The organism is Stackebrandtia nassauensis DSM 44728 (assembly GCF_000024545.1).
GTDB classification, from domain to species: domain Bacteria; phylum Actinomycetota; class Actinomycetes; order Mycobacteriales; family Micromonosporaceae; genus Stackebrandtia; species Stackebrandtia nassauensis.
Map to the genome: position 1 here is coordinate 3592783 of NC_013947.1, position 19370 is coordinate 3612152.

Consider the following 19370-nt stretch of genomic DNA (forward strand, 5'->3'; position numbering starts at 1 on the left):
AGGCAGGCCAAAGGGCCGGTTCACAGGAACGCATAAGCTGTGAACCGGCCCTTTGGGGAGGGGGCGGGGAATCAGGTCTGGCGGAACGTCGCTTGCAGGCTCAGCGGGTCCTCGTCCGGCAGGGTCTTGGCGACGGTCGGCTTGTCGGTGTCGATATCGCACAGTCCGGCGTAGAAGAGACCCCGCCATGCCTTCCGCAGTTTCTCGGTGACAGTGGGGTTGAGTTCGTATCCGAGTGTGAAGGCGAAGGTCACCTGACGTTCCCCGTCCGGGGAGCTGCCGGAGAAGGTGATGTAGCCCAGTCCGTCACCGGTGTGTCCGTAGGCGGCCTTGCTCGGTACCGGCGCGCAGTTGTCCGGGACCTTGAACGAGTCCAGGCCCAGGCCGTAGGTCTTGTCCGACTGCGGGGTGAGGTCGCGGGCCTCGGCCAGCCGCTCGGGGGTGAGCAGGGTTCCGTCGGACATGGCCCGGTAGAAGCGGTTGATGTCGCGCGGGCTGGACACCGCCGCGACACCGGACCAGAACTGCGACGGGTCGATGTCGGAGACGTCGATCATCTCCGTGCCGTCACCGTTGTCGAAGTAACCGTTGGGGTGCGGACCGTCCACGATCAGCTGGCCTTCCTTGGCCAGGTAGGAGTCGTTCATTCCCGCCGGTTCCAGCACCCGCTCGTCGACAGCGTCCTGAATCGACTTGCCGGTGAGTTTCTCGATCAGCAGACCGATCACGGTGTAACCGGTGTTGGCGTAGGAGAACTTGGTGCCAGGCTCGAACAGCAGGGGCTCTTCGGTCGCCATGCCGATGATCTCTTTGGGCGTGTACTTGTTCAACCGGTTGGTGCGCACGTCGGAGGGGTCACCATTGTGCAGCGATCCGTAGATGTGGACGAAGTAGTCGCGCAGGCCGCTGGTGTGGTTCAGCAGCTGCCGCACCGTGATGGTCTCTTCGTAGCGCAGGACGTCGGGCAGGTATTCGTCAATGGGGGCGTCGAGGTCCACTTCGCCTTCGTCGGCCAACTGCAGGGTGACGGTCGCGATCATGGACTTGGTGAGACTGGCGACCCGGACCCGGTCGGTGGGGTCGGGTTTCTTGTTGTCGCCGATGACCCGCTCACCGGCGGAGCCTTCCCACACGCCGTCACCGTCGCGGACCTCGGCGATGACACCCGGGGCGCCAGCCTCGTGCAGGGCCTCGATCTTCTGGTTCAGCAAGTCGTTATTCAATGTGGACTTGTCAGAGCCGGAACCGGCGTCGAAGGGGTCGGCCAGGGCTACTGCCGAACCGGTGACGAGGACCGCGGCGACCGCGGCGGCGATGAACACTTGTTTTCGCATTGCGGCATGTTAGGCAGCCTTTCGCCGTTGCCCCAACGCATGCGAACGAACTCAAACGAATTCGCCGCCGCGTTCGGCGAAATCTCGCCTAGGGTGTCACCCATGGTCGACCAGGCAACCGTTCTCGAGCAGTACCACCGTGACGGCTACGCGATCTTCCGTGACGTCCTCGACGCCGAGCTGGTCGCCGAGGCCAGCGATCACGTGGAGTGGTTGCAGCGCAAGCATCCCGACGTGCGTCCCGAACAGCTGGGGCACCAGTACCTGCGCGACGATCCCTTCTGGATTCGGCTGGTCTCCGACGACCGGCTGGTCGACATCGCGGAACTGTTCGTCGGCCCGGACATCGCCTTGTTCGCCTCGCACTACATCAGCAAGCCGCCGTTCTCCGGGCAGCCGGTCCTGTGGCACCAGGACGCGGCGTTCTGGCCGCTGGAGCCGATGGAGGTCGTCACGTTGTGGTTGGCGGTGGACCACTCCACTCCCGAGAACGGTTGCGTGCGGCTCATTCCCGGCAGTCACACCACCCCGACCGCGGCGACCCGGGACGCCGCGGAGGTCGACAACGTCCTCGGCGCGGAGATCGCGGTCGAGGTGGACGAGGCCCGCGCCGTCGACATGGTGCTGGCGCCCGGTGACGTCGAGGTCCACCACCCCAACATCGTGCACGGCAGCAACGCCAACACTTCGGCGAAGCGTCGCTGCGGACTGACCATTCGCTACATTCCGACGTCGACGCGCATCACCGGTGACGAACAGCCCTTCCCCAGCGCGTTGTGGCTTCGCGGCGACAGGGGCGTCAACACATACCAGCCCGTGCCTGATTTCGACGCGGGGCGGCACTTCCGGTACCGGGGCGCTGGCGAGGGTTCCTCGCGGCGCTAGTCCGCCACGGCGGCCTCCACGGTGAGGGTGCCCGCCTTGGTGTCGAGTTCGGCGGGCACGCCCAGTGGCATGACCCGGGGGTCGGCGCCGTGGCCGATGCGCAGACCGCCGATGACGGGGACTCCCAGTGGGGTGAGCCGGTCGCGCAGTACCTCGGCGACGGTCCAGTCGCCGGGGTTGCCGGTGCTGTCGGTGAACTGTCCGATGGCGACACCGGCGACGTGCTTCAGGGTTCCGGCGCGCAGCAGTTCGGTGAGCAGTCGGTCCACTCGGTACGGTGATTCGCCGACGTCCTCGATGAACAGGATCGCGTCGTCGAGGTCGAGGCCGTTGCGGTTCTCGGGTTCGGAGCACAGCATGGACAGGTTGCCGCCCAACAGGATGCCCGACGCGGTACCGGCGACCTCGACGCCGGCGGTGGGTTCGGCCGGGTCGCGGGTCAGGACCACCGGGTCGGTCGTGAACAGGGCGCCGCGCAGCGCCTTCTCGGTTTCGGCGGTGTTGTTGGAGTTCCAGGCGGCCATCGGGGCGTGGAGACTGGCGGTGTCGGCGCGCTTGTAGGCGGCCAGGTGCAGGGCGGTGATGTCGCTGTATCCGATGATGAGCTTGGGGTCGGCGTCGGGGAACTCGACCTCGTCGATGATGCGCTGGGTACCGTAGCCGCCGCGGGTGGCCATGACGGCGCGGACCTCGGGGTCGGCCAGGGCCGCGTTGAGGTCGGCGAGCCGGTCGGCGTCGGGCGCCGACAGGTAGCCGAACTTGTCGAGGGCGTGTTCGGCGACGCGAACCGTGAGCCCCCAGCTCTCCAGCAGCGCGATTCCCTTGTCGACGGAGGTGGCGTTGGGGGAACCGCCCGGCGACACCAGCATCACCACGTCGCCTTCACTGAGTTTGCGGGGCCGGACGATGGTGGGTTTGTGCGCGGCGGCGGTGCCCGACGTGCTCACGCCCAGCACCGAACCGCCCACGAGCGCGGCGGCCCCGCCCAGTAGCGAACGGCGGGCGAAGGAGGACGGTGGTTGCTGCGTCATGTGAACTCCTGGTCTCGATGGTCGGGTGGCAGTCGAAGCGATGGTGCGATCGTCAGTATGTCCGTTGTGGTGGTGAGCCGGTGCCCAGCCTCGCCAGGTGTCGCACCGCGGGGTCTTCGTCGTCGAGCCGGGCTCGCAGCGCCGAGGTCACCCGGCGGTCGCGGAACCGGCTGTCGGCCAGCAGTGAGGTGGCGTGGCGGCGGATCACGGCGTGGGGGTGTTCGGTGCCCGCGATGGCGACGGCGATGTCCTCGCGTCGCAGTTCGCGCAGGCTTCGGCCCGGTGCCAGGTGTGCCTCGGCGAGTTCGGCGACCGGGGGCGAATGGTCCAGCAGGGCCGACAGCCGTCCGTAGTCCAGGGGCGCTTCGGGGTTCGCGTAGTCCTGCCACGACAGGTAGGGACAGCACAGGCCCCTCGCGGCGGCGGGATCGGGCAGGCGCGCGTGCAGCCAGTCGCCGTCGCCCAACAGCGCCAGGGCGTCGCTGGTCCGGCCGTCGCCTCGCCGTGCGCACTCGCGCAGGGCGTCGATCACCTCGGCGCGGGTGTCGCCGATGTGGGCGAGCAGTTTCGGCACGCTCCACTGGTAGTCGTCTTGGGACAGTTGCGCGACCAGCGCGGGTACGGCGTCGCCGCCGATGGCGCGCAGACGTTCGAACGCCTCCTCGCTGTTGATCGCGCCGTCGAACTCCCCCAGCCGGGACAGCAGGAACGGGATCCGTTGCGGCAGTGGCAGAGCGTCGATCCGCGCGCGTTCCCGCGCGTCGGCGTCCTGGGACGGGAACAGTGACCGGAACGCGGCGGCACCGACGGCGCGACGTACCAGGTTCTCGAGGTCGGCGCAGTCGTGGTCGTAGAACATCACCACCAGATCCGGCGACACGCCCGGCAGACCGACGAGTTCGTCTCGGAGTTGTTTCGCCGTCCGCACCAGCATGGCGCGCAGGTTGCGTTCGTGATGGGCGAAGTCCGACGCCGAGGCCGTCGCCATCACGGCTTCGCCCTCGGCGATGGCCGCGGTCAGTTCACTCGTCTGGTAGTCGATGTCGTCGTCGGGCCAGTCGGCCGGATTCCAGTCGGCGTCGTACAGGTCCCCCGCCGGGCGCGACGTGACCGGTTCGACCACCGCCGCCAGGCTGGGAAAGTGCACCTGTTCGCCGTCGACGTACAGGTTGAACAAGGCCACGGCCCGCAGGTGTCGGCCGGAGTCCGCGGCGGGTACCACGGTTCGCACCGTCGTGGCCGTGCACGCCAGCAGCAGCGGTCGCACGGCGTCCCAGATTCCCATGCGCGACAACGGTAGCAGCGCTGCTTAAGCGCCCAGGAACGTCAGCCGCACCTGGCGGCGCGGATTGTCGACATTGGTGTCGATGAGGACGATCGACTGCCAGGTGCCCAGTGTCAGCGCACCCGACACCACCGGGACGGTGGCGTACGGGGCGACGAAACCCGGCAGGACGTGGTCGCGGCCGTGCCCGGGGGATCCGTGCGAATGCCGCCACCGGTCGTCGCGAGGCAGCAGGTGGTCGATGGCCGCCAGCAGGTCCGTGTCGCTGCCCGCGCCGGTCTCGATGATGGCCAGGCCCGCCGTCGCGTGCGGCACGAACACGTTGAGCAGGCCGTTGTTGGCCCCGTGTTCGCGCAGGAACGACTCGCACTCCCCGCTGATATCGCGCGCGGCCGCTTTGGTGCCGGTCGTCAGCTCCACCGTCAAGGTGTGGAAAACACCGCTCATGAGCGTCGATCCTGCCACCTCGCGCGCGCCGCCCCCAAGCGACGGGGCACCATGATCGGGTGAATCTCGCCGACCGCTTCCCCGCCACGCCCGATCCCGACGCCATTTTCTCGGCGTTCACCGACTGGGCCGTGGAGGCGGGTTTCAGCCTGTACGACGCGCAGGAAGAAGCGGTCATGGAGATCGTGTCGGGAAACAACGTCATCGTGTCGACGCCGACGGGGTCCGGCAAGAGCCTCATCGCCGCCGGTGCTCACTTCGCGGCGCTGTCGGAGAACCGCACCAGTTTCTACACCGCGCCCATCAAGGCGTTGGTCAGCGAGAAGTTCTTCGACCTGTGCGAGCTGTTCGGCACCGACAACGTCGGCATGATGACCGGCGACGCCTCCGTCAACGCCGACGCCCCGCTGATCTGCTGCACCGCCGAGGTCCTGGCCAACATCGCGTTTCGCGACGGCGACTACGCCGACGTCGGGCAGGTCGTCATGGACGAGTTCCACTTCTACGCCGAACCCGACCGCGGCTGGGCCTGGCAGGTGCCGCTGCTGGAGCTGCCGCGCACCCAGTTCGTGCTCATGTCGGCGACGCTGGGCGACACGTCGTTCTTCGAGAAGGACCTCACCCGGCGCACCGGACGCACCACCACGGCCATCACCTCGGGCACCCGGCCGGTGCCGCTGTACTACCGCTACTCCACCGAACCGTTGCAGCAGACCATCGAACTGCTGCTGCGCGACGACAAGGCACCGGTCTACATTGTTCACTTCACGCAGGCCGCCGCGATGGAGCAGGCCTCGGCGCTGATGAGCATCAACGTGTGCACCAAGGAGGAGAAGGCCGCCATCAACGACCTGATCGGCGGTTTCCGGTTCACCACCAAGTTCGGGAAGATGCTGTCCCGGCTGGTCAAACACGGCATCGGCGTCCACCACGCCGGGATGCTGCCCAAGTACCGGCGCCTGGTCGAACGGCTCGCCCAGGCCGGGCTGCTGAAGATCATCTGCGGCACCGACACGCTCGGAGTCGGGGTCAACGTCCCGATCCGCACCGTCCTGTTCACCGGCCTGACCAAGTACGACGGCCAGCGCACCCGCAGGCTGCGCTCCCGCGAGTTCCACCAGATCGCGGGCCGGGCCGGGCGTGCCGGGTTCGACACCGAGGGGCTGGTGGTCGCGCAGGCCCCCGAGCACGTCATCGAGAACCAGAAGGCGATCACCAAGGCCGGTGACGACCCGAAGAAGCTGCGCAAGATCAAGAAGAAGTCCGCGCCGGAGGGGTTCGTCGGCTGGTCGGAGGAGACGTTCCAGAAGCTGCAGGAGTCGCCGCCCGAGCCGCTCACCAGCCGGTTCAGGGTGTCCAACGCGATGCTCATCAACGTCATCGCCCGACCCGGCAACGCCTTCGACGCGATGCGGTCGCTGTTGACCGACAACCACGCGCCGCCGGGGATCCAGCGCAAGCTGATCTCCGAGGCGATCGCGATGTACCGGTCGCTGCTGGCGGCGGGCATCGTGGAGGAGCTGCCCGAACCCGACCGCACCGGACGCCGGCAGCGGCTCACCGTCGACCTGGACACGACGTTCGCGCTCAACCAGCCGCTGTCGCCGTTGGCGCTGGCCGCCTACGAACTGCTCGACCCCGAGGACATCCACCATGGGCTCGACACCCTGAGCATCATCGAGGCCACTTTGGAGGACCCGCGGCAGGTGCTGGCCGCGCAGCAGTCCCGGGCCCGCGGCGAGGCGGTCGCGCAGATGAAGGCCGACGGCATCGAGTACGACGAGCGCGTCGAACGCGTCGCTGAGATCACCCATCCCAAGCCGCTGGAAGAGTTGCTGGAGGCCGCCTACGACGCCTACGGGCGCACCCATCCGTGGATCCGCGACCATCCGCTGCGGCCCAAGTCGGTGGCCCGGGACCTGTACGAACGCGCCATGACCTTCGGCGAGTACATCGCCTTCTACGACCTGTCGCGTGCCGAGGGCATCGTGCTGCGGTACCTGGCCAGCGCCTACAAGGCCCTGGACCAGACGATCCCCGACGACGCCAAGACCGAGGAGATCCACGACCTGGTCGCGTGGCTGGGCGAGGTGGTGCGTCAGGTCGACTCCAGTCTGCTGGACGAATGGCAGCAACTGTCCAACCCGAAGGACGACGAGGACACCGTCATCGTCCCCAAGGAGGCCTCCAGCGCCATCACCGCCAACGAGCGTGCCTTCACCGTCGCGGTCCGCAACGCGATGTTCCGGCACGTGGAGCTGGCGGCCCTGGACCGTCCCGAGGAGCTGGCGGGACTGGAGACCGGTCTGTCCGTCGAGGACTGGGAGGCCGCCCTGGACGGGTATTTCGAGGCCCACGACGACATCGGTACCGGTGCGAACGCGCGCTCGGCGGCGATGCTGCTGATCGACAAGCAGCCGCACACCTGGCGGGTGTCGCAGATCGTGGACGATCCCGACGGCGACCACGACTGGCGCATCAACGCCGAGGTGGACCTGCCCGCCAGTGACGAGGCCGGACAGGTGGAGCTGACCATCACGTCGATGGCGGCGATGTAGATGGGTAACTCCTCGCCCGGCGGTTACCGCATGCCCGCCGGTATCGGCCCCGCTGATGCCTCTTTGGCCGCGTCGGGGAAGCGGTTCAAGATCGCCGGATACGTCATCGGTGCTTTCGTGCTGGTCATCATGCCGTACCTCGCCGTGGAGAACGTCGCCAAGGAGGGTGGTTCGACCGGCGACATGATCGGCTATATCGCGTTGGGCTACGGGTGCGGGCTGCCGTTGTTCGCCGGACTGCCGTGGCTGGTGGGGTTCACCCGCGACAAGCAGGCCCGGCAGTGCCTGTACCTCAACGGAACCCAGCTGACCGTGGTCGGTCTGGTGGGGGCCGCGCGCGCCAACGTGTTCGACCTGTCGCGGACCCGGATGCGGCTGGAGCTGGTCGGCGGGCAACGCAGCGACAACGCCACCCAGCAGTTGGCCGAGGGCAAGCGGACGCTGGTGGCCAACCGGGACAACCAGATCAACCGCAGTCCGCTGGCCGGGGTCAACCTGGGGCCGCTGCCCGCGCAGTACTTCGTGCCGTTCCATCCGGTGCTGATCCTGTTTCGCGAGGACGACTTCCAGATCCCAGTGGAGTTGTGTCATGTGGCCAGTCGGCACATGCGCGACCCGCGAGAGACCATGATGCTGGCCGAGGCCATCCGGTACAACCCGGATCCGGCGGCGCAGTATGTCGCGGGCCAGCTGCGCACGATCGCGCGGTGGCGGTGGCTGCCGCACATCACCGCCGCCCAGCCCCACGCCGTCCCGGCCACGCCCCTCGACTATCCGATGACCGCGCCGGTCATCCCCACGCCGGTGCAGGCCGGGCAGCCGTCGCCGGAGATCCAGATCCAGCCGTAGCCGTCGGGGTCACCGTTTCGCCAGGTTGAGGATCAGCGTCGCGATGTCGTCGGGCGCGGTTTCGGCCATGAAGTGGCCCGCCCGGGTGGTGAAGTGCTCCAGGTCGGCGGCCCAGGGCCGCCAGGTCGCGGCCGCGTCGAAGCCGAGCTGCTGACCCCAGTCCTGCTGGATGACCGTCACCGGCATGGCCAGTCGGTTACCGGCGTCGAGATCGGCCTGGTCGTGTTCGATGTCGATGGTCGCGGTGGCCCGGACGTCGGCGACGATCGAGTCCACCGCCTGGCGGCTGGCGTTCAGGTATTCGGCGCGCACGTCGGCCGGGATCGCGTCGGGTCCGGTGTTCCACGCGTCGAGGAAGAACCCGAAGAAGGCGTCGCTGCTGTTGGCGATCATCTGCTCGGGAAGGCCGACCGGCTGCGCCATCAGGTACAGATGGAAGGCCACCGCCGCGTTGACTCCCTGAAGGACGTTCCACGTGTCCAAAGTCGGCAGGATGTCGAGGATTCCCAGCTGGCTGACGCGATTCGGGTGGTCCAGTCCCGCGCGGAAGGCGACGTGGGCGCCGCGATCGTGGCCGACGAGGGTGAACCGGTCGATGCCCAGCGCGTCGGCCAGGCCGACGATGTCGGCGGCCATGGTGCGCTTGGAGTAGGTGTCCGGGTCGAGTGCGGCGGGTTTGGCGCTGGCGCCGTAGCCGCGAAGGTCGGGCGCGATCACGGTGTGGTGTTCGGCGAGTACGGGAGCCACGTGCCGCCACATCAGGTGGGTCTGCGGGAAGCCGTGCAGCAGGATGATCGCGGGGCCGTCGCCGCCGACAGCCGCGTTGAGGCTGACGCCGTCGGCGACGTCGATCGCTTTGGTGTCGAATCCCGGGATGGTGATGGTCATCGTCGTCTCCTTGAGTCGGGCCGCTGACGTTTCGGCGGCGGGAACGCTTCCGAGCATCCGGCGAGCGGATTAGCAGTGGATCAGCGACGAACGGCGCGGCATCGACGACAATCGGCGGGTGGACATCCTCATCAAGGTGCTGGGGCCGGTGCGGGTCACCGACGCGGCGGGCGGTCCGGTCGCGGTGGGCAGTCAGCGGCGGCGTGAGCTGCTGGGTCGGCTGGTGGCCGCCGGGGGCCGCGCGGTGTCGCTGCGGGCGCTCGTCGAGGACCTGTGGGACGACCCGCCGTCCACGGCCACCGGCACGGTGCGCACCTTCGTGTCGGAGCTGCGGCGCGCGTTGGAGCCGCAGCGTTCGCCGCGGGGCCGCTCACGGCTCATCGAGACCGTCGGCACCGGGTACGCGCTGCGGGTGCCGCGCGAGCGCGTGGACGCGCACCGGTTCGAGGACACGCTGCGCGCCGCCCGGGATCAGTCCGGTCAGGACGCGGCTGCCGCGCTGACCGACGCGATCGCTTGGTGGGACGGCGAACCGTACGCCGATCTCGACGCCTCGGCGTGGGTGGTCCGCGAGCGCGCCCGGCTGGGCGAGCTTCACCTCCAGGCGGTCGAGTTGCGCGCGCGGGCGGTGATCGACCTGGGGCGCGGCGAGTCGCTGGTGGCGGAGCTGGAGGCGTTCGCGGCCTCGCATCCGTGGCGCGAGCACGCCTGGGTGTTGCTGTCCCACGCCCTGTACCAGGCCGACCGGCAGGTCGACGCACTGTCCACACTGCGCACGGCTCGGGAGCGGCTGCTGGACAGGTTCGGGTTGGAGTCGGCGGCCGGTCTCGACGATCTCGAACGTGACATCCTGCGTCACGCCGCGCACCTGGCGCCCGCCGCCCGCGACGGCAACCGGCTGGGGCTGCTCACCCGCACCGAGGCGAGCGGGACCTACTCCCGGCTGCGCGCCATGAGCACTGTGGCCAGTGCGGCGGCGATCACCGGCGGCACCAACCTGGTGCTGGCCCAGCGGCAACGCGCGGCGGCCGTCGCCGAGGCCGAGCGCACCGACGACCCCGATCTCACCGCTCGTGTCATCGCCGCCTACGACGTCCCGGCCGTGTGGTCGCGCGCCGACGATCCCGAACAGTCGCGGGCGCTGGTTGCGACGACCCGGCGCACTCTGCTGCGGCTCGGGTCGGACGCCCCCGCGGCGCTTCGGGCGCGGCTGCTGGCCACCGTCGCGCTGGAACACCGGGGGTCGCGCGACGCGTGGGCCGCCGAGGCCGCGCGCGAAGCCGAGCGCATCGCCCGCGACCTGTCCGACCCGAACGTGCTGGTGCTGGCGCTCAACGGCCGGTTCATGCAGTCCTTCCAGCGTCCGGGAAACACCGCCGAACGCGACGCCATCGCCAGTGAACTCATCGCGGTGTCCACTCGGCACGATCTGGCGACGTTCGAGATCCTCGGTCACCTCATCAAGATCCAGGTCGGCGCGGCGCTGGGCGACATCGATACCGCCGAGCGCCATGTCGCGGCGGCCGAGCGGCTGGCCGACGTCCACGAGACGCCGCTGGTTCGCGTCCTGACCGCCGCCTTCGCCGCGATGCGACTGGCGCAGGCGTCCGGCGATCCCGCCGAGGCCGCGCGGGCGTACCGGGCTGTGGCTACGGAACTGGCGGGTGCCGGTATGCCCGGGGTGGAGGCCGGGATGTTCCCGCTCGCGCTGTTGTCGTTGCGGTTGCGGCACGGGCGGCCCGCGCCGGTGGATCCGGATCTCGACAGGGGTCCCTATCGTGCCTGGGTGCAGCCGCTCATCGATCTCGCGCGGGACGACCCGTCGGCGGCGCGCCGGTCGGCTGCCGCGTTGCCCGAACCGGCCGCCGACCACCTGTACGACGCGCTGTGGGCGGTCACCGCACATACCGCGATCCGCTTGGAGGACGCGTCGCTGGCGGCTCGGGCCCGCGAGGCGCTGGACCCGTTGCGGGGCCAGATCGCGGGCGGGACAACGGCTATCGTCAGTTTCGGACCGGTGGATGACATCCTGGCCGAGCTCGACGCGCATCGCGGGTCATGACGGGCGCAGGTGCTCGATCGTGACGTCTTGCGTCTCGGCCAGCAGCCGCGCGATCAGTGAACGGTGGCACGCCTCCGGGTCGCGCTCCACACAGAACAGTGCCCCGGTTCCGTGGCTCGGCAGCGCCGACACGATCGGTGCCAGGTCGGCGCCGTCGAGGATCTCGGCCGTGTAGCGGCGAATGTACTCATCGGCCAGTTCGCGGCGCGAGCGTTTCCCGACGCTGTTGCGATCGTCCTCGGCGTACTGAAGTCGGCGCAGCTCCGTGGTGGGGGCGAGCTCGGGATGGTGTTCGTAGGCGATTCCGGCCTCGGCCAGGGCCGCCTGCAACCGTTGCGAGTTCGCCCAGGCGTACTCGGATCCGCGGACACCACGCCGCTGCCGGACGTCGAACAACACCCGCACGTCGGCGTGGCGCAGCCGCTGTAGGAAGGACTCGGCGTCGAAGTCGTAGACGCCGATCGTCACCAGTTTGCCCATCGATTCTCACCTGTCTGCCTGCTGCTCGTGCCAGTGTGCCTGGCACGAGCAGCCGAGGCGTCGAAGTCGCGTTACGCGACGGCGGTTCCCTCCAGTTCGATCAGCTGACCGGGGATCGCCAGCCGGGTCACCCCGAGCATCGTGGTCGTCGGTGCCACCCCGGCGGCGCCCAACCGGGACGCCAGCACGCCGTAGTGCTGGAACAGCAGATCGACGTCGGTGGTGTAGACGTTGAGCCGCACCAGGTTGGCCAGCGACATGTCGGCCTCGGCGAGTACGGCCTCCAGGTTGTCGATGCTCAGCGCCAGCTGGGCGGCCATGTCGCCGTCGTGCTGCGGCTTGCCGTCGTCGCTCATCGCGGTCTGCCCGGAGCAGTACAGGGTCCGGGTGTGCCCGGAGACGACCTCACCCTGGTTGAACCCCATTTCCACCGACCACTGCACCGGGTTGACCGCTGTTCGTTCCATTGCCACTTGTGCTCCATTCGAGTCGTTTGACGCTGTCGGCAACAAGCCTCACAACAAATCACGACATCTTGTGTCATGTATTCCGATAGACTTTTCGGATGCGTGCCGACCGCTTGGTTTCGCTGGTGCTGCTGCTGCGCCAGCGCGGTCGGCTGTCCGCCGAAACGCTGGCGCGCGAACTGGAGGTGTCGACCCGCACCGTGCTGCGCGACATCGAGGCGCTGTCGGCGGCGGGCGTCCCGGTCTACGCCGAACGCGGCCGACACGGCGGTTTCGCGTTGCTGCCGGGTTTCCGGACCGAGCTGACCGGGTTGAACCACGACGAGGCCCTGGCGCTGCTGACCGCCGGATCCGGACGCGGCGAGCAGGTGTTCGGCCTCAGTTCGGCGCTCGCTTCGGCCATGCGCAAGGTGGTCGACGCGTTGCCGGAGAACCATCGCGCCAGCGCCAACGACGCGGCCCAGCGGTTCCTCGTCGAGCCGGAGACCGACCTGCTCTCGCGGCGACTGGTCACTGAGGACGTACCCGAGTCGGTGCTGGCCGAGGTGCGGCGCGCGGTGCTCGCGGGGCACAAGCTGCGCATCCGCTACGCGGCCACCGACCAGGAGCCACGCTGGCGCACGGTGGACCCCATCGGCCTGGTGACCGTGCGCGACCGGGGCTACCTGCTGGCCACACGAGCGGGCGCGGACCGCACCTACCGGCTGTCGCGGATGGCTGCCGCCGAGGAACTGCCCGAGGCGGCGCGGCGACCCGACCGGGTCGATCTGGACCGGATCTGGCGGGAACGCTGCGCCCAGTTCCTGGCCGAGGGCCACATGAGCGTGCGGGTGCGGGTGGATCCGCGACGGCGCGAGGAGCTGCTGAACAGCGCGGTTGCCGTCCGCGCGGAGGAGTCCGACGCGGACGGCTGGCTGCGGCTGGAGGTGACCTATCAGGACTCGCGGCACGCCGAGTGGGCGCTGTGGCAGCTTGGTGCGGACGCCGAAGCCCTTGCGCCGCAGTCGTTGCGTGCGGCGTTGCGCGATCGGGCCACGACGATGGCCGCCCACTATGGTTCGGCGTCCTAGAACTCCACGACGAGCTTGCCGACGGTGTGCTTGCCGACCAAGTCCTCATAGGCCGTTCGCGCTTCGGAGAACGGGTACACACCCGTGACCGGGACCCGCAACTCCCCCAGGCTCACCCGGGCTGCCAGCCCGGACAGGTCGCCGTCCCGAGCGGTCAGGTCGACCCGTTCGACCGTGACCCCACGTTCCAGGGCCGTCGGCTGCTCGGTGCACGTCAGCACCAGGCCCTCGTCGATGGCCGCCGCCGCGATGCCCGGCAGTGCCGCGCCGTCCTCGGCCAACGCCAGCACCACATCGACGCCGCCGGGAACCAGCTCGCGGGCCAGCTGCGCGGTCTTCCCGCCGGTGTAGTCGATGACGTGATGGGCGCCCCAGCCAAGCACCGTCTCGGTGTCGTCAGGTCGGCCGGTGGCCAGCACCCGGGCACCGGCGGCGGCGAACAACTGCACCGCGAACGAACCGACACCCCCGGTGGCGCCGCTGATCAACACGTCGCGTCCGGCGACCGGTACACAGTGGTGCAACAACGACAGCGCGGTCAGCCCGGCCGCTGGCAGCGCCGCCGCCGACCGGGCGTCCACACCCTCGGGCCGGTGCGTCAACAGCGGCCCGGTCTGGGCGAGCGTGTACTCCGCGACGGCACCCGCGACGCCGAGGTTCATGGCCGTCACCGCGTCGCCGGGCGCGTACCCGATCGTGTCGGGCCCGACGGCCTCGACGGTGCCGGACACGTCGATGCCGACCACGAACGGGTGGGTAACCGGGAACACCTCCCGCACGCTGCCGAGCACCAGCTTGACGTCCAAGGGGTTGAGGGCCACGGCCTCGGTGCGGACCAACACCTGCCCGGGACCGGGAACCGGTTTGTCTACATCGGAGAAAGTCAGGTCGGCGAGCGGGCCGTATCCGACGGCGGTCAAAGCTTTCACGATTCGTCCTTCGGTGGTGGGGCTTACGACCCGGCAAGCCTGCCGCCGTGAGCCGCTTTGCTCGGCCACTCTTTGGGACGGTTGCGCCCCGCCGAAGGAGTGGCCCGGTCGCGGCCGCGACGCGGATAACGTGTAGGCATGACCACCCCCGATCAGCCGCTGGCCGCCGTCTTCACCGTGCTCAACGGGCCCCTGGACCAGCTGCTGGGCCGGTTCTCCGCGCTGCTGCGGGACCTGGTTCCGCACGAGGCGCTGGCGATGCTGACCGGCGACTGCTCCCGCAACCCGCTCATCACCCACGGCGATCCCGCCGTGGCCGAGCGCGTCGTCACCGCCGAGCTCAACCAGCTGGGCGCCGTCACCGGGGTGACCCGGCCGTGGTGGGGACAGGCGAAACTGGCCGGGCGCACCCGTCCGGTGCTGGCGGTGGCGTCCCATCCCCGGGGTTCGGCGGGCGCGCTGCTGGCGGTCGCGGCCCACGAGCCGCGACCCAGCACCGAGGTTCTGGCCACCGTGCAGTCGATGTGGGATCTGATCACGCTGCACGTGGCCGACCGGGCCGGGGACGTCGAGTCGCCGCAGCTGGTCATGACCCATCGGCTCGTCGCCGAGGAACGCGCCCGGGTGGTGACCGAGCTGACCGAGTCGCATTCGGCCACGATCGTGTCGCTGCTGGCGGCGTTGCGGTCGAGGACACTGAGCGACACCGCCGCCCGGCAGGTCGCGACCGACCTGGCCGTCAACGCGTTGATCGACCTGCGCACCACCGGCGACTGGGACCGGGTGATCAGTCAGGAGGTCGCCGAGGACGCGTTCACGCGGCTGGCCGACCGGTTGCGTCCACTGTCGCGTTACGGCGATGTCGAGCTGGAACTGGTGCCGCCCAGCCAGTCCCAGCGGGAGCTGCCGGGTCAGGTGGCGCGGGTCGCGCGGACGATGTCGCGGGCGGTGGTGCTGGTGCTGCTGGAGCAGGGCGGTGTCGGCCGGGTACGGATCACCTGGGACGCGGGCGATGCCGCGCTGCGCATCACGATCCGCGACGACGGTTCCGGGCACGTTCCCCGTCGGGCGCTGGAATCGTTGCGCACCAACGATCGACTGGGCCCGCTGTCGGGGACCTTCACCGTGGACGCGGTTCCCGGCTGGGGTACCGCGGTGACGATCACCGTGCCGCTGGCGGTGCCGTCGGCGACTCGTCCGGCGCCGCTGCCGGAGCTGAACCCGCGCGAGCTGGACGTCCTGGCGAAGCTGGCCGGCGGCTTGCGCAACCGTCGCATCGCCGAAGAGTTGCACATCAGTGAGAACACCGTGAAGTTCCACGTCGGCAACATCCTGCAAAAACTCGGTGTGGCCTCCCGCAACGAGGCCGCGGTGCTGGCGCGCGACGCGGGCATCGACGCCGCGACGGTCAGCGCGGGCTAGCCGGGGCTCACCACGCCTCCGAACGAGGCCGCGCGATCGGCGCGCGACGCCGGGATCGCCGCCGACCACCGGCGCGGACTGGGCCTCACCACGCCTCCAGTTGCCGGGCCCAGGCGCGCAGCCCGGCGGCGAAACCCTCGCGTTGCCCCGGGGTCAACTCGTCCAGTGCCTTGAGCAGCGGTTCGGCGCGTCGGGTCACCACGGATTCCATGTGTTCGCGGCGATCGGGCCGCAGCGACACCAGGGTGCGGCGCCGGTTGCCCGGGTCAGGTTGCCGCTCCACCCACTGTGCCCGGTCCAGGTCGCCGACGAGTTCCGACACTGTGGACAGCGCCAGGCCCATCCGGTTGGCCAGTTCGGTGACGCTCAATCCGTCGGCGGCCACCAGTTGAACGCACACGGCCGCGTGCCGGTTGGTCAGTCCGTGGTCGGCGAAGGAATGCGAGTGTTCGTCGGGTTTCTCGGCGCGCACCTTGGCGAAGAACGCCGCGATCAGCGGCATGAAACCCACGACGTCGGCGATCTCGTCGGGCTTGGGGTCGCGTGGGTCACCTTCGGTGGCGTTGTCCGGCATCCCCACATCCTATATATTCGGATATCCAAACTATTGGGAAATACGAAGAAAGGCTGGCAGGATGACGACCTATCACGACGCCGTCAACGACGCCCTGGAACGCCTCGACGACCTCGGCTACGAACGCAGCCTCGGCGGCGGCGACCTGGCCAACCACGGACCCATGGGCGCCGAGACCCTCGCCGTCCTCGGCCACGGCGACGCCGTTCCCGCCTGGGTGGCCGTCTACCGCGCCGCCGCACCCCACCACGAACCGCCCGTCGCGCACCAGCGACTCGACAGCACTGAGGACAGTTGGCGACCGGCGCTCGGCGACATCGGCCGCGCCGGGGACTTCGAGGAACTGTTCGCCCGCGAGATCGACGCCGACGGCTGGCAGACCGTGCTCCAGCGCTGGTGGCCGCGACTGCTGGCCGGACCGCTGACCGGCCTGACCCACGGCCTCATCCGCACCGCTCACGCCGTGCGCTCCATCGCCGCCACCGACTCCCCCACCGGCATCCAGCTGACCGAGCTGAGCCGGGGTCTGGGTTACTGGGCTGCCCGGTTCATCGACAAGCCCGGCCCCGGACGGCTTCGCGGCTCGCTGAGCCTGCCGCAGGCGGTGGCCGCGATGCGCAGGTCCGCGCAGCCGCCCACCAGCCCTGCCGAGGGCCAGCGGCGGCTGCGGAGCCCCGACGACATGCCCGGCTACCACGACAACCTCGAACTGCTTGGTCCCGAACGGATCCAGTCACTGCTGTCCGACATGACCGCCGAGTTCGCCGGGGTGTGCGTGGCGCACTCCAACGGCATGTTCCCGATTCCGCTGGTGCACGGCGTGACCGCACCGGCCGCCGCGCGGCTGGTACTGCCCTACCTGCCCGAGGACCAGCACGAGGCCACCGCGGCGGCGCTGTGGCAGACCCAGGTCACGCTGGCCATGATCACCACAGTGGACAGCGGCGGCGAGGCCGAGGCGCGCGACCGGGCCGCGTCCGCCGAGGTCCCGGCCTGGGACGAGTTGGTGGCGCGGGCCGTGGACCACAAGGACGAGCACGTCATCAAGTTCACCGAGGCCTGCCTGCGCGAACACACGTTGCGGCCCGACCCGCGCTACGCCTGGGCTGCCGACCTCGCCCAGCAGCGCATCGAGCGCCCCGACGGGGATTCCGGTCCGGCGATGGTGGCGCGGTTCGCCAAACCCTAGGAGAATCGCCGGGGCGGCGGGGCGGGTCGCTACGATGCCGGGATGGAAGAGCAGGTGAATGGCGCCGACCTGGCGTCCGAGGACGTGGACGCGGCGGTGACCCGACTTCTGGACGTACTGCGCGACACCGACGCCGGAGGCTGGTACTCGGCGTTGGAGGTGGTGCGGCCCTGGTCGGAGCACAACCCGAGGATCACCGGCGAGTTCGCGCGCCCCGACGCCGTCCGGCGTTACCTGTCCCGGGAACTGGCCGGGCTGTTGCGCAACGGCGCCACCGTGACCGCCCGGCCGTCCCGCCGCGCGCTGGCCTTCGACGACCCGGACTTCTTCGCCGCCCTCGACGAGGACCGCTTCGACCTGCGGGCCAAGAAGCTGTTCCTGTTCGGACCGGAGCGGATGGCGTTGTCGCTCAACCGGTTGACGCACTACACCGGCACCCCGGCGGAGTCGTTCGAGCGGCACGTCCTGTTCACCAACTACGCGATGCACGTCGAGGCGTTCCAGGACCGTTTCCCCGACGCCGAGGGACCGGTGCGGGACGGGGTTCAGATGCCCGCCTGGCACCACCGCACCCCCGACGGCGACGGGGTGAGCCTGGTGAACATCGGCGTGGGCCCGTCCAACGCCAAAACCCTCACCGACCATCTCGCGGTTCTGCGTCCCGACACCATGATCATGATCGGTCACTGTGGAGGTCTGCGGAACCATCAGCGGCTGGGCGACTTCGTGCTGGCGACGTCGTATCTGCGGGCGGACCGCATCCTCGACGACGTACTGTCACCGGTCATCCCGGTGATCCCCAACCACCGTCTCAACCAGTTCCTACTCGACGCCCTGGAGAAACGCGACGCCTCCTACCGGCTCGGCTCGGTTTGCACAGTGGACAACCGCAACTGGGAGTTCAACCAGGCCGGGGTGTTGCCCGCGATGCGCGCCGCCCGCTGCGTCGGCGTCGACATGGAGTCGGCGACGGTGGCGGCCAACGGTTTCCGCTATCGCATCCCCAACACCACCCTGCTGTGCGTCTCGGACAAACCGCTGCACGCCTCGCCGAAGCTGGCGGCCAGTGCCACCGAGTTCTACGAGTCCAGCAAGCGGGCCCACCTGGGCATCGCACTGTCGTGTCTGGACCGGGTGCGCCGCGAACATCCCGACGGCCTGCCGCACCACGACATCCGCTCGGCCGACGAGCCGCTGCTCGGCGCGGGGTGACCGCGTCGGTCCACGTCAGAACGTGCGCACCAGCAGCAGGGTTCCCATCACGAGCATGGTGACGGCGACCAGCCCGTCCAGCGCCCGCCAGGCGGCGGGACGGGCCAGGACGGCGCTGAGCAGTCGGGCGCCGTAACCCAGGACGGCGAACCACGCCAGGCTCGCGGCCATCGCGCCCAGGCCGAACACCCAGCGCAGCGAGCCCCGGTCGGCGGCCACCGAACCCAACAGCAGCACGGTGTCCAGGTAGACGTGCGGGTTGAGCCAGGTCAGCGCCAGGCAGGTGAGCACCGCGATCCGCATCGAGCTGGCCGAGGCGCCCTCGACCGTCAGCCCCTGCCCGGCGGGGCGCAGCACCCGACGGGTGGCGATGACGCCGTAACCGATCAGGAAGATCCCACCGGCCAACCCGACCACGGTCAGGGCGATGGGCCACGCGGTGACCACGGCGCCGAGCCCGGCCACGCCGAGCGCGATGAGGACCGCGTCGGAGGCGGCGCAGATGCCGACCACGGCGAGCACGGCCTGGCCGCGCACGCCTTGGCGCAGCACGAACGCGTTCTGGGCGCCGATGGCGATGATGAGGGAAAGACCGGTGCCGAATCCGGCGATGGCCGCGGGGAGGATGCCACTGTTCACGGGATCCGATGCTATGGACGATCCAGCCATTAGTACAGCTAAAGTTTCT

The 19370-nt window shown here is 69.6% G+C and carries 18 protein-coding genes; 8 read left to right on the plus strand and 10 right to left on the minus strand.

Annotation, left to right across the window (positions count from 1 at the left end; genetic code table 11):
* Positions 1-71 precede the first annotated feature (71 nt).
* Positions 72-1334, minus strand: coding sequence for a serine hydrolase domain-containing protein (locus SNAS_RS16715; protein WP_013018626.1), 1263 nt, complete (start codon positions 1332-1334; stop codon positions 72-74).
* A gap of 102 nt (positions 1335-1436) precedes the next feature.
* Here SNAS_RS16715 and SNAS_RS16720 point away from each other — a divergent pair, with 102 nt between their 5' ends.
* On the plus strand, positions 1437-2219 hold the full coding sequence (locus SNAS_RS16720; RefSeq protein WP_013018627.1) for a phytanoyl-CoA dioxygenase family protein: 783 nt from the start codon (positions 1437-1439) through the stop codon (positions 2217-2219).
* Here SNAS_RS16720 and SNAS_RS16725 read toward each other — a convergent pair.
* The 3 genes from SNAS_RS16725 to SNAS_RS16735 are packed head-to-tail and all read right to left on the minus strand — an operon-like array spanning position 2216 to position 4982.
* On the minus strand, positions 2216-3250 hold the full coding sequence (locus SNAS_RS16725; RefSeq protein ID WP_013018628.1) for a S66 peptidase family protein: 1035 nt from the start codon (positions 3248-3250) through the stop codon (positions 2216-2218). The two genes, SNAS_RS16720 and SNAS_RS16725, sit on opposite strands and share 4 nt — an antisense overlap.
* A gap of 52 nt (positions 3251-3302) precedes the next feature.
* Complete coding sequence (locus SNAS_RS16730; protein WP_013018629.1) at positions 3303-4535, minus strand: hypothetical protein; 1233 nt, start codon at positions 4533-4535, stop codon at positions 3303-3305.
* A gap of 24 nt (positions 4536-4559) precedes the next feature.
* Entirely contained in the window at positions 4560-4982 is a 423-nt protein-coding gene (locus tag SNAS_RS16735; protein WP_013018630.1) for a secondary thiamine-phosphate synthase enzyme YjbQ, read from the minus strand.
* A 59-nt stretch (positions 4983-5041) separates the two neighbouring features.
* On the opposite strand from SNAS_RS16735, the gene SNAS_RS16740 reads away from it, so the two are divergent.
* On the plus strand, positions 5042-7540 hold the full coding sequence (locus tag SNAS_RS16740; RefSeq protein WP_013018631.1) for a DEAD/DEAH box helicase: 2499 nt from the start codon (positions 5042-5044) through the stop codon (positions 7538-7540).
* A complete protein-coding gene (locus SNAS_RS16745; protein ID WP_013018632.1) occupies positions 7541-8389 on the plus strand; it encodes a hypothetical protein in 849 nt (282 codons plus the stop codon).
* 9 nt (positions 8390-8398) lie between these two features.
* Here SNAS_RS16745 and SNAS_RS16750 read toward each other — a convergent pair whose 3' ends face one another.
* A complete protein-coding gene (locus SNAS_RS16750; RefSeq protein ID WP_013018633.1) occupies positions 8399-9277 on the minus strand; it encodes an alpha/beta fold hydrolase in 879 nt (292 codons plus the stop codon).
* A 118-nt stretch (positions 9278-9395) separates the two neighbouring features.
* Here SNAS_RS16750 and SNAS_RS16755 point away from each other — a divergent pair, with 118 nt between their 5' ends.
* Entirely contained in the window at positions 9396-11339 is a 1944-nt protein-coding gene (locus SNAS_RS16755; protein WP_013018634.1) for an AfsR/SARP family transcriptional regulator, read from the plus strand.
* On the opposite strand, the gene SNAS_RS16760 is transcribed toward SNAS_RS16755, so the two are convergent.
* Both SNAS_RS16760 and SNAS_RS16765 read right to left on the minus strand, forming a co-directional pair.
* Complete coding sequence (locus tag SNAS_RS16760; protein ID WP_013018635.1) at positions 11334-11819, minus strand: DUF488 domain-containing protein; 486 nt, start codon at positions 11817-11819, stop codon at positions 11334-11336. The genes SNAS_RS16755 and SNAS_RS16760 overlap by 6 nt on opposite strands.
* A gap of 71 nt (positions 11820-11890) precedes the next feature.
* Entirely contained in the window at positions 11891-12286 is a 396-nt protein-coding gene (locus SNAS_RS16765; protein WP_013018636.1) for a RidA family protein, read from the minus strand.
* Positions 12287-12384: 98 nt separating this feature from the next.
* Here SNAS_RS16765 and SNAS_RS16770 point away from each other — a divergent pair, with 98 nt between their 5' ends.
* The gene (locus SNAS_RS16770; protein WP_013018637.1) at positions 12385-13356 is read left to right on the plus strand and encodes a helix-turn-helix transcriptional regulator; all 972 of its coding nucleotides are present in this window, start codon (positions 12385-12387) and stop codon (positions 13354-13356) included.
* On the opposite strand, the gene SNAS_RS16775 is transcribed toward SNAS_RS16770, so the two are convergent.
* Positions 13353-14285: an NADP-dependent oxidoreductase gene (locus tag SNAS_RS16775; RefSeq protein WP_013018638.1), complete on the minus strand. Its 933-nt coding sequence runs from the start codon at positions 14283-14285 to the stop codon at positions 13353-13355. The genes SNAS_RS16770 and SNAS_RS16775 overlap by 4 nt on opposite strands.
* A gap of 138 nt (positions 14286-14423) precedes the next feature.
* On the opposite strand from SNAS_RS16775, the gene SNAS_RS37210 reads away from it, so the two are divergent.
* Complete coding sequence (locus tag SNAS_RS37210; protein ID WP_013018639.1) at positions 14424-15707, plus strand: helix-turn-helix transcriptional regulator; 1284 nt, start codon at positions 14424-14426, stop codon at positions 15705-15707.
* 85 nt (positions 15708-15792) lie between these two features.
* Here the strand turns inward: SNAS_RS37210 and SNAS_RS16785 are convergent, their stop codons facing one another.
* The gene (locus SNAS_RS16785) at positions 15793-16281 is read right to left on the minus strand and encodes a MarR family winged helix-turn-helix transcriptional regulator (RefSeq protein ID WP_013018640.1); all 489 of its coding nucleotides are present in this window, start codon (positions 16279-16281) and stop codon (positions 15793-15795) included.
* Between the two features lie 61 nt (positions 16282-16342).
* Between SNAS_RS16785 and SNAS_RS16790 the strand changes: the two genes are divergently transcribed.
* Entirely contained in the window at positions 16343-17470 is a 1128-nt protein-coding gene (locus tag SNAS_RS16790) for a questin oxidase family protein (protein ID WP_013018641.1), read from the plus strand.
* 42 nt (positions 17471-17512) lie between these two features.
* Complete coding sequence (locus SNAS_RS16795) at positions 17513-18682, plus strand: phosphorylase family protein (RefSeq protein WP_013018642.1); 1170 nt, start codon at positions 17513-17515, stop codon at positions 18680-18682.
* A 15-nt stretch (positions 18683-18697) separates the two neighbouring features.
* Here the strand turns inward: SNAS_RS16795 and SNAS_RS16800 are convergent, their stop codons facing one another.
* Entirely contained in the window at positions 18698-19351 is a 654-nt protein-coding gene (locus tag SNAS_RS16800; RefSeq protein WP_013018643.1) for a LysE/ArgO family amino acid transporter, read from the minus strand.
* Between the last annotated feature and the right edge of the window lie 19 nt (positions 19352-19370).

Bases quoted from the DNA above. Each gene is read 5' to 3' on its own strand.
- SNAS_RS16715 (WP_013018626.1), bottom strand. From the start codon at position 1,334: ATGCGAAAACAAGTGTTCATCGCCGCCGCGGTCGCCGCGGTCCTCGTC.
- SNAS_RS16720 (WP_013018627.1), top strand. From the start codon at position 1,437: ATGGTCGACCAGGCAACCGTTCTCGAGCAGTACCACCGTGACGGCTAC.
- SNAS_RS16725 (WP_013018628.1), bottom strand. From the start codon at position 3,250: ATGACGCAGCAACCACCGTCCTCCTTCGCCCGCCGTTCGCTACTGGGC.
- SNAS_RS16730 (WP_013018629.1), bottom strand. From the start codon at position 4,535: ATGGGAATCTGGGACGCCGTGCGACCGCTGCTGCTGGCGTGCACGGCC.
- SNAS_RS16735 (WP_013018630.1), bottom strand. From the start codon at position 4,982: ATGAGCGGTGTTTTCCACACCTTGACGGTGGAGCTGACGACCGGCACC.
- SNAS_RS16745 (WP_013018632.1), top strand. From the start codon at position 7,541: ATGGGTAACTCCTCGCCCGGCGGTTACCGCATGCCCGCCGGTATCGGC.
- SNAS_RS16750 (WP_013018633.1), bottom strand. From the start codon at position 9,277: ATGACCATCACCATCCCGGGATTCGACACCAAAGCGATCGACGTCGCC.
- SNAS_RS16760 (WP_013018635.1), bottom strand. From the start codon at position 11,819: ATGGGCAAACTGGTGACGATCGGCGTCTACGACTTCGACGCCGAGTCC.
- SNAS_RS16765 (WP_013018636.1), bottom strand. From the start codon at position 12,286: ATGGAACGAACAGCGGTCAACCCGGTGCAGTGGTCGGTGGAAATGGGG.
- SNAS_RS16770 (WP_013018637.1), top strand. From the start codon at position 12,385: ATGCGTGCCGACCGCTTGGTTTCGCTGGTGCTGCTGCTGCGCCAGCGC.
- SNAS_RS37210 (WP_013018639.1), top strand. From the start codon at position 14,424: ATGACCACCCCCGATCAGCCGCTGGCCGCCGTCTTCACCGTGCTCAAC.
- SNAS_RS16785 (WP_013018640.1), bottom strand. From the start codon at position 16,281: ATGCCGGACAACGCCACCGAAGGTGACCCACGCGACCCCAAGCCCGAC.
- SNAS_RS16790 (WP_013018641.1), top strand. From the start codon at position 16,343: ATGACGACCTATCACGACGCCGTCAACGACGCCCTGGAACGCCTCGAC.
- SNAS_RS16795 (WP_013018642.1), top strand. From the start codon at position 17,513: ATGGAAGAGCAGGTGAATGGCGCCGACCTGGCGTCCGAGGACGTGGAC.
- SNAS_RS16800 (WP_013018643.1), bottom strand. From the start codon at position 19,351: ATGGCTGGATCGTCCATAGCATCGGATCCCGTGAACAGTGGCATCCTC.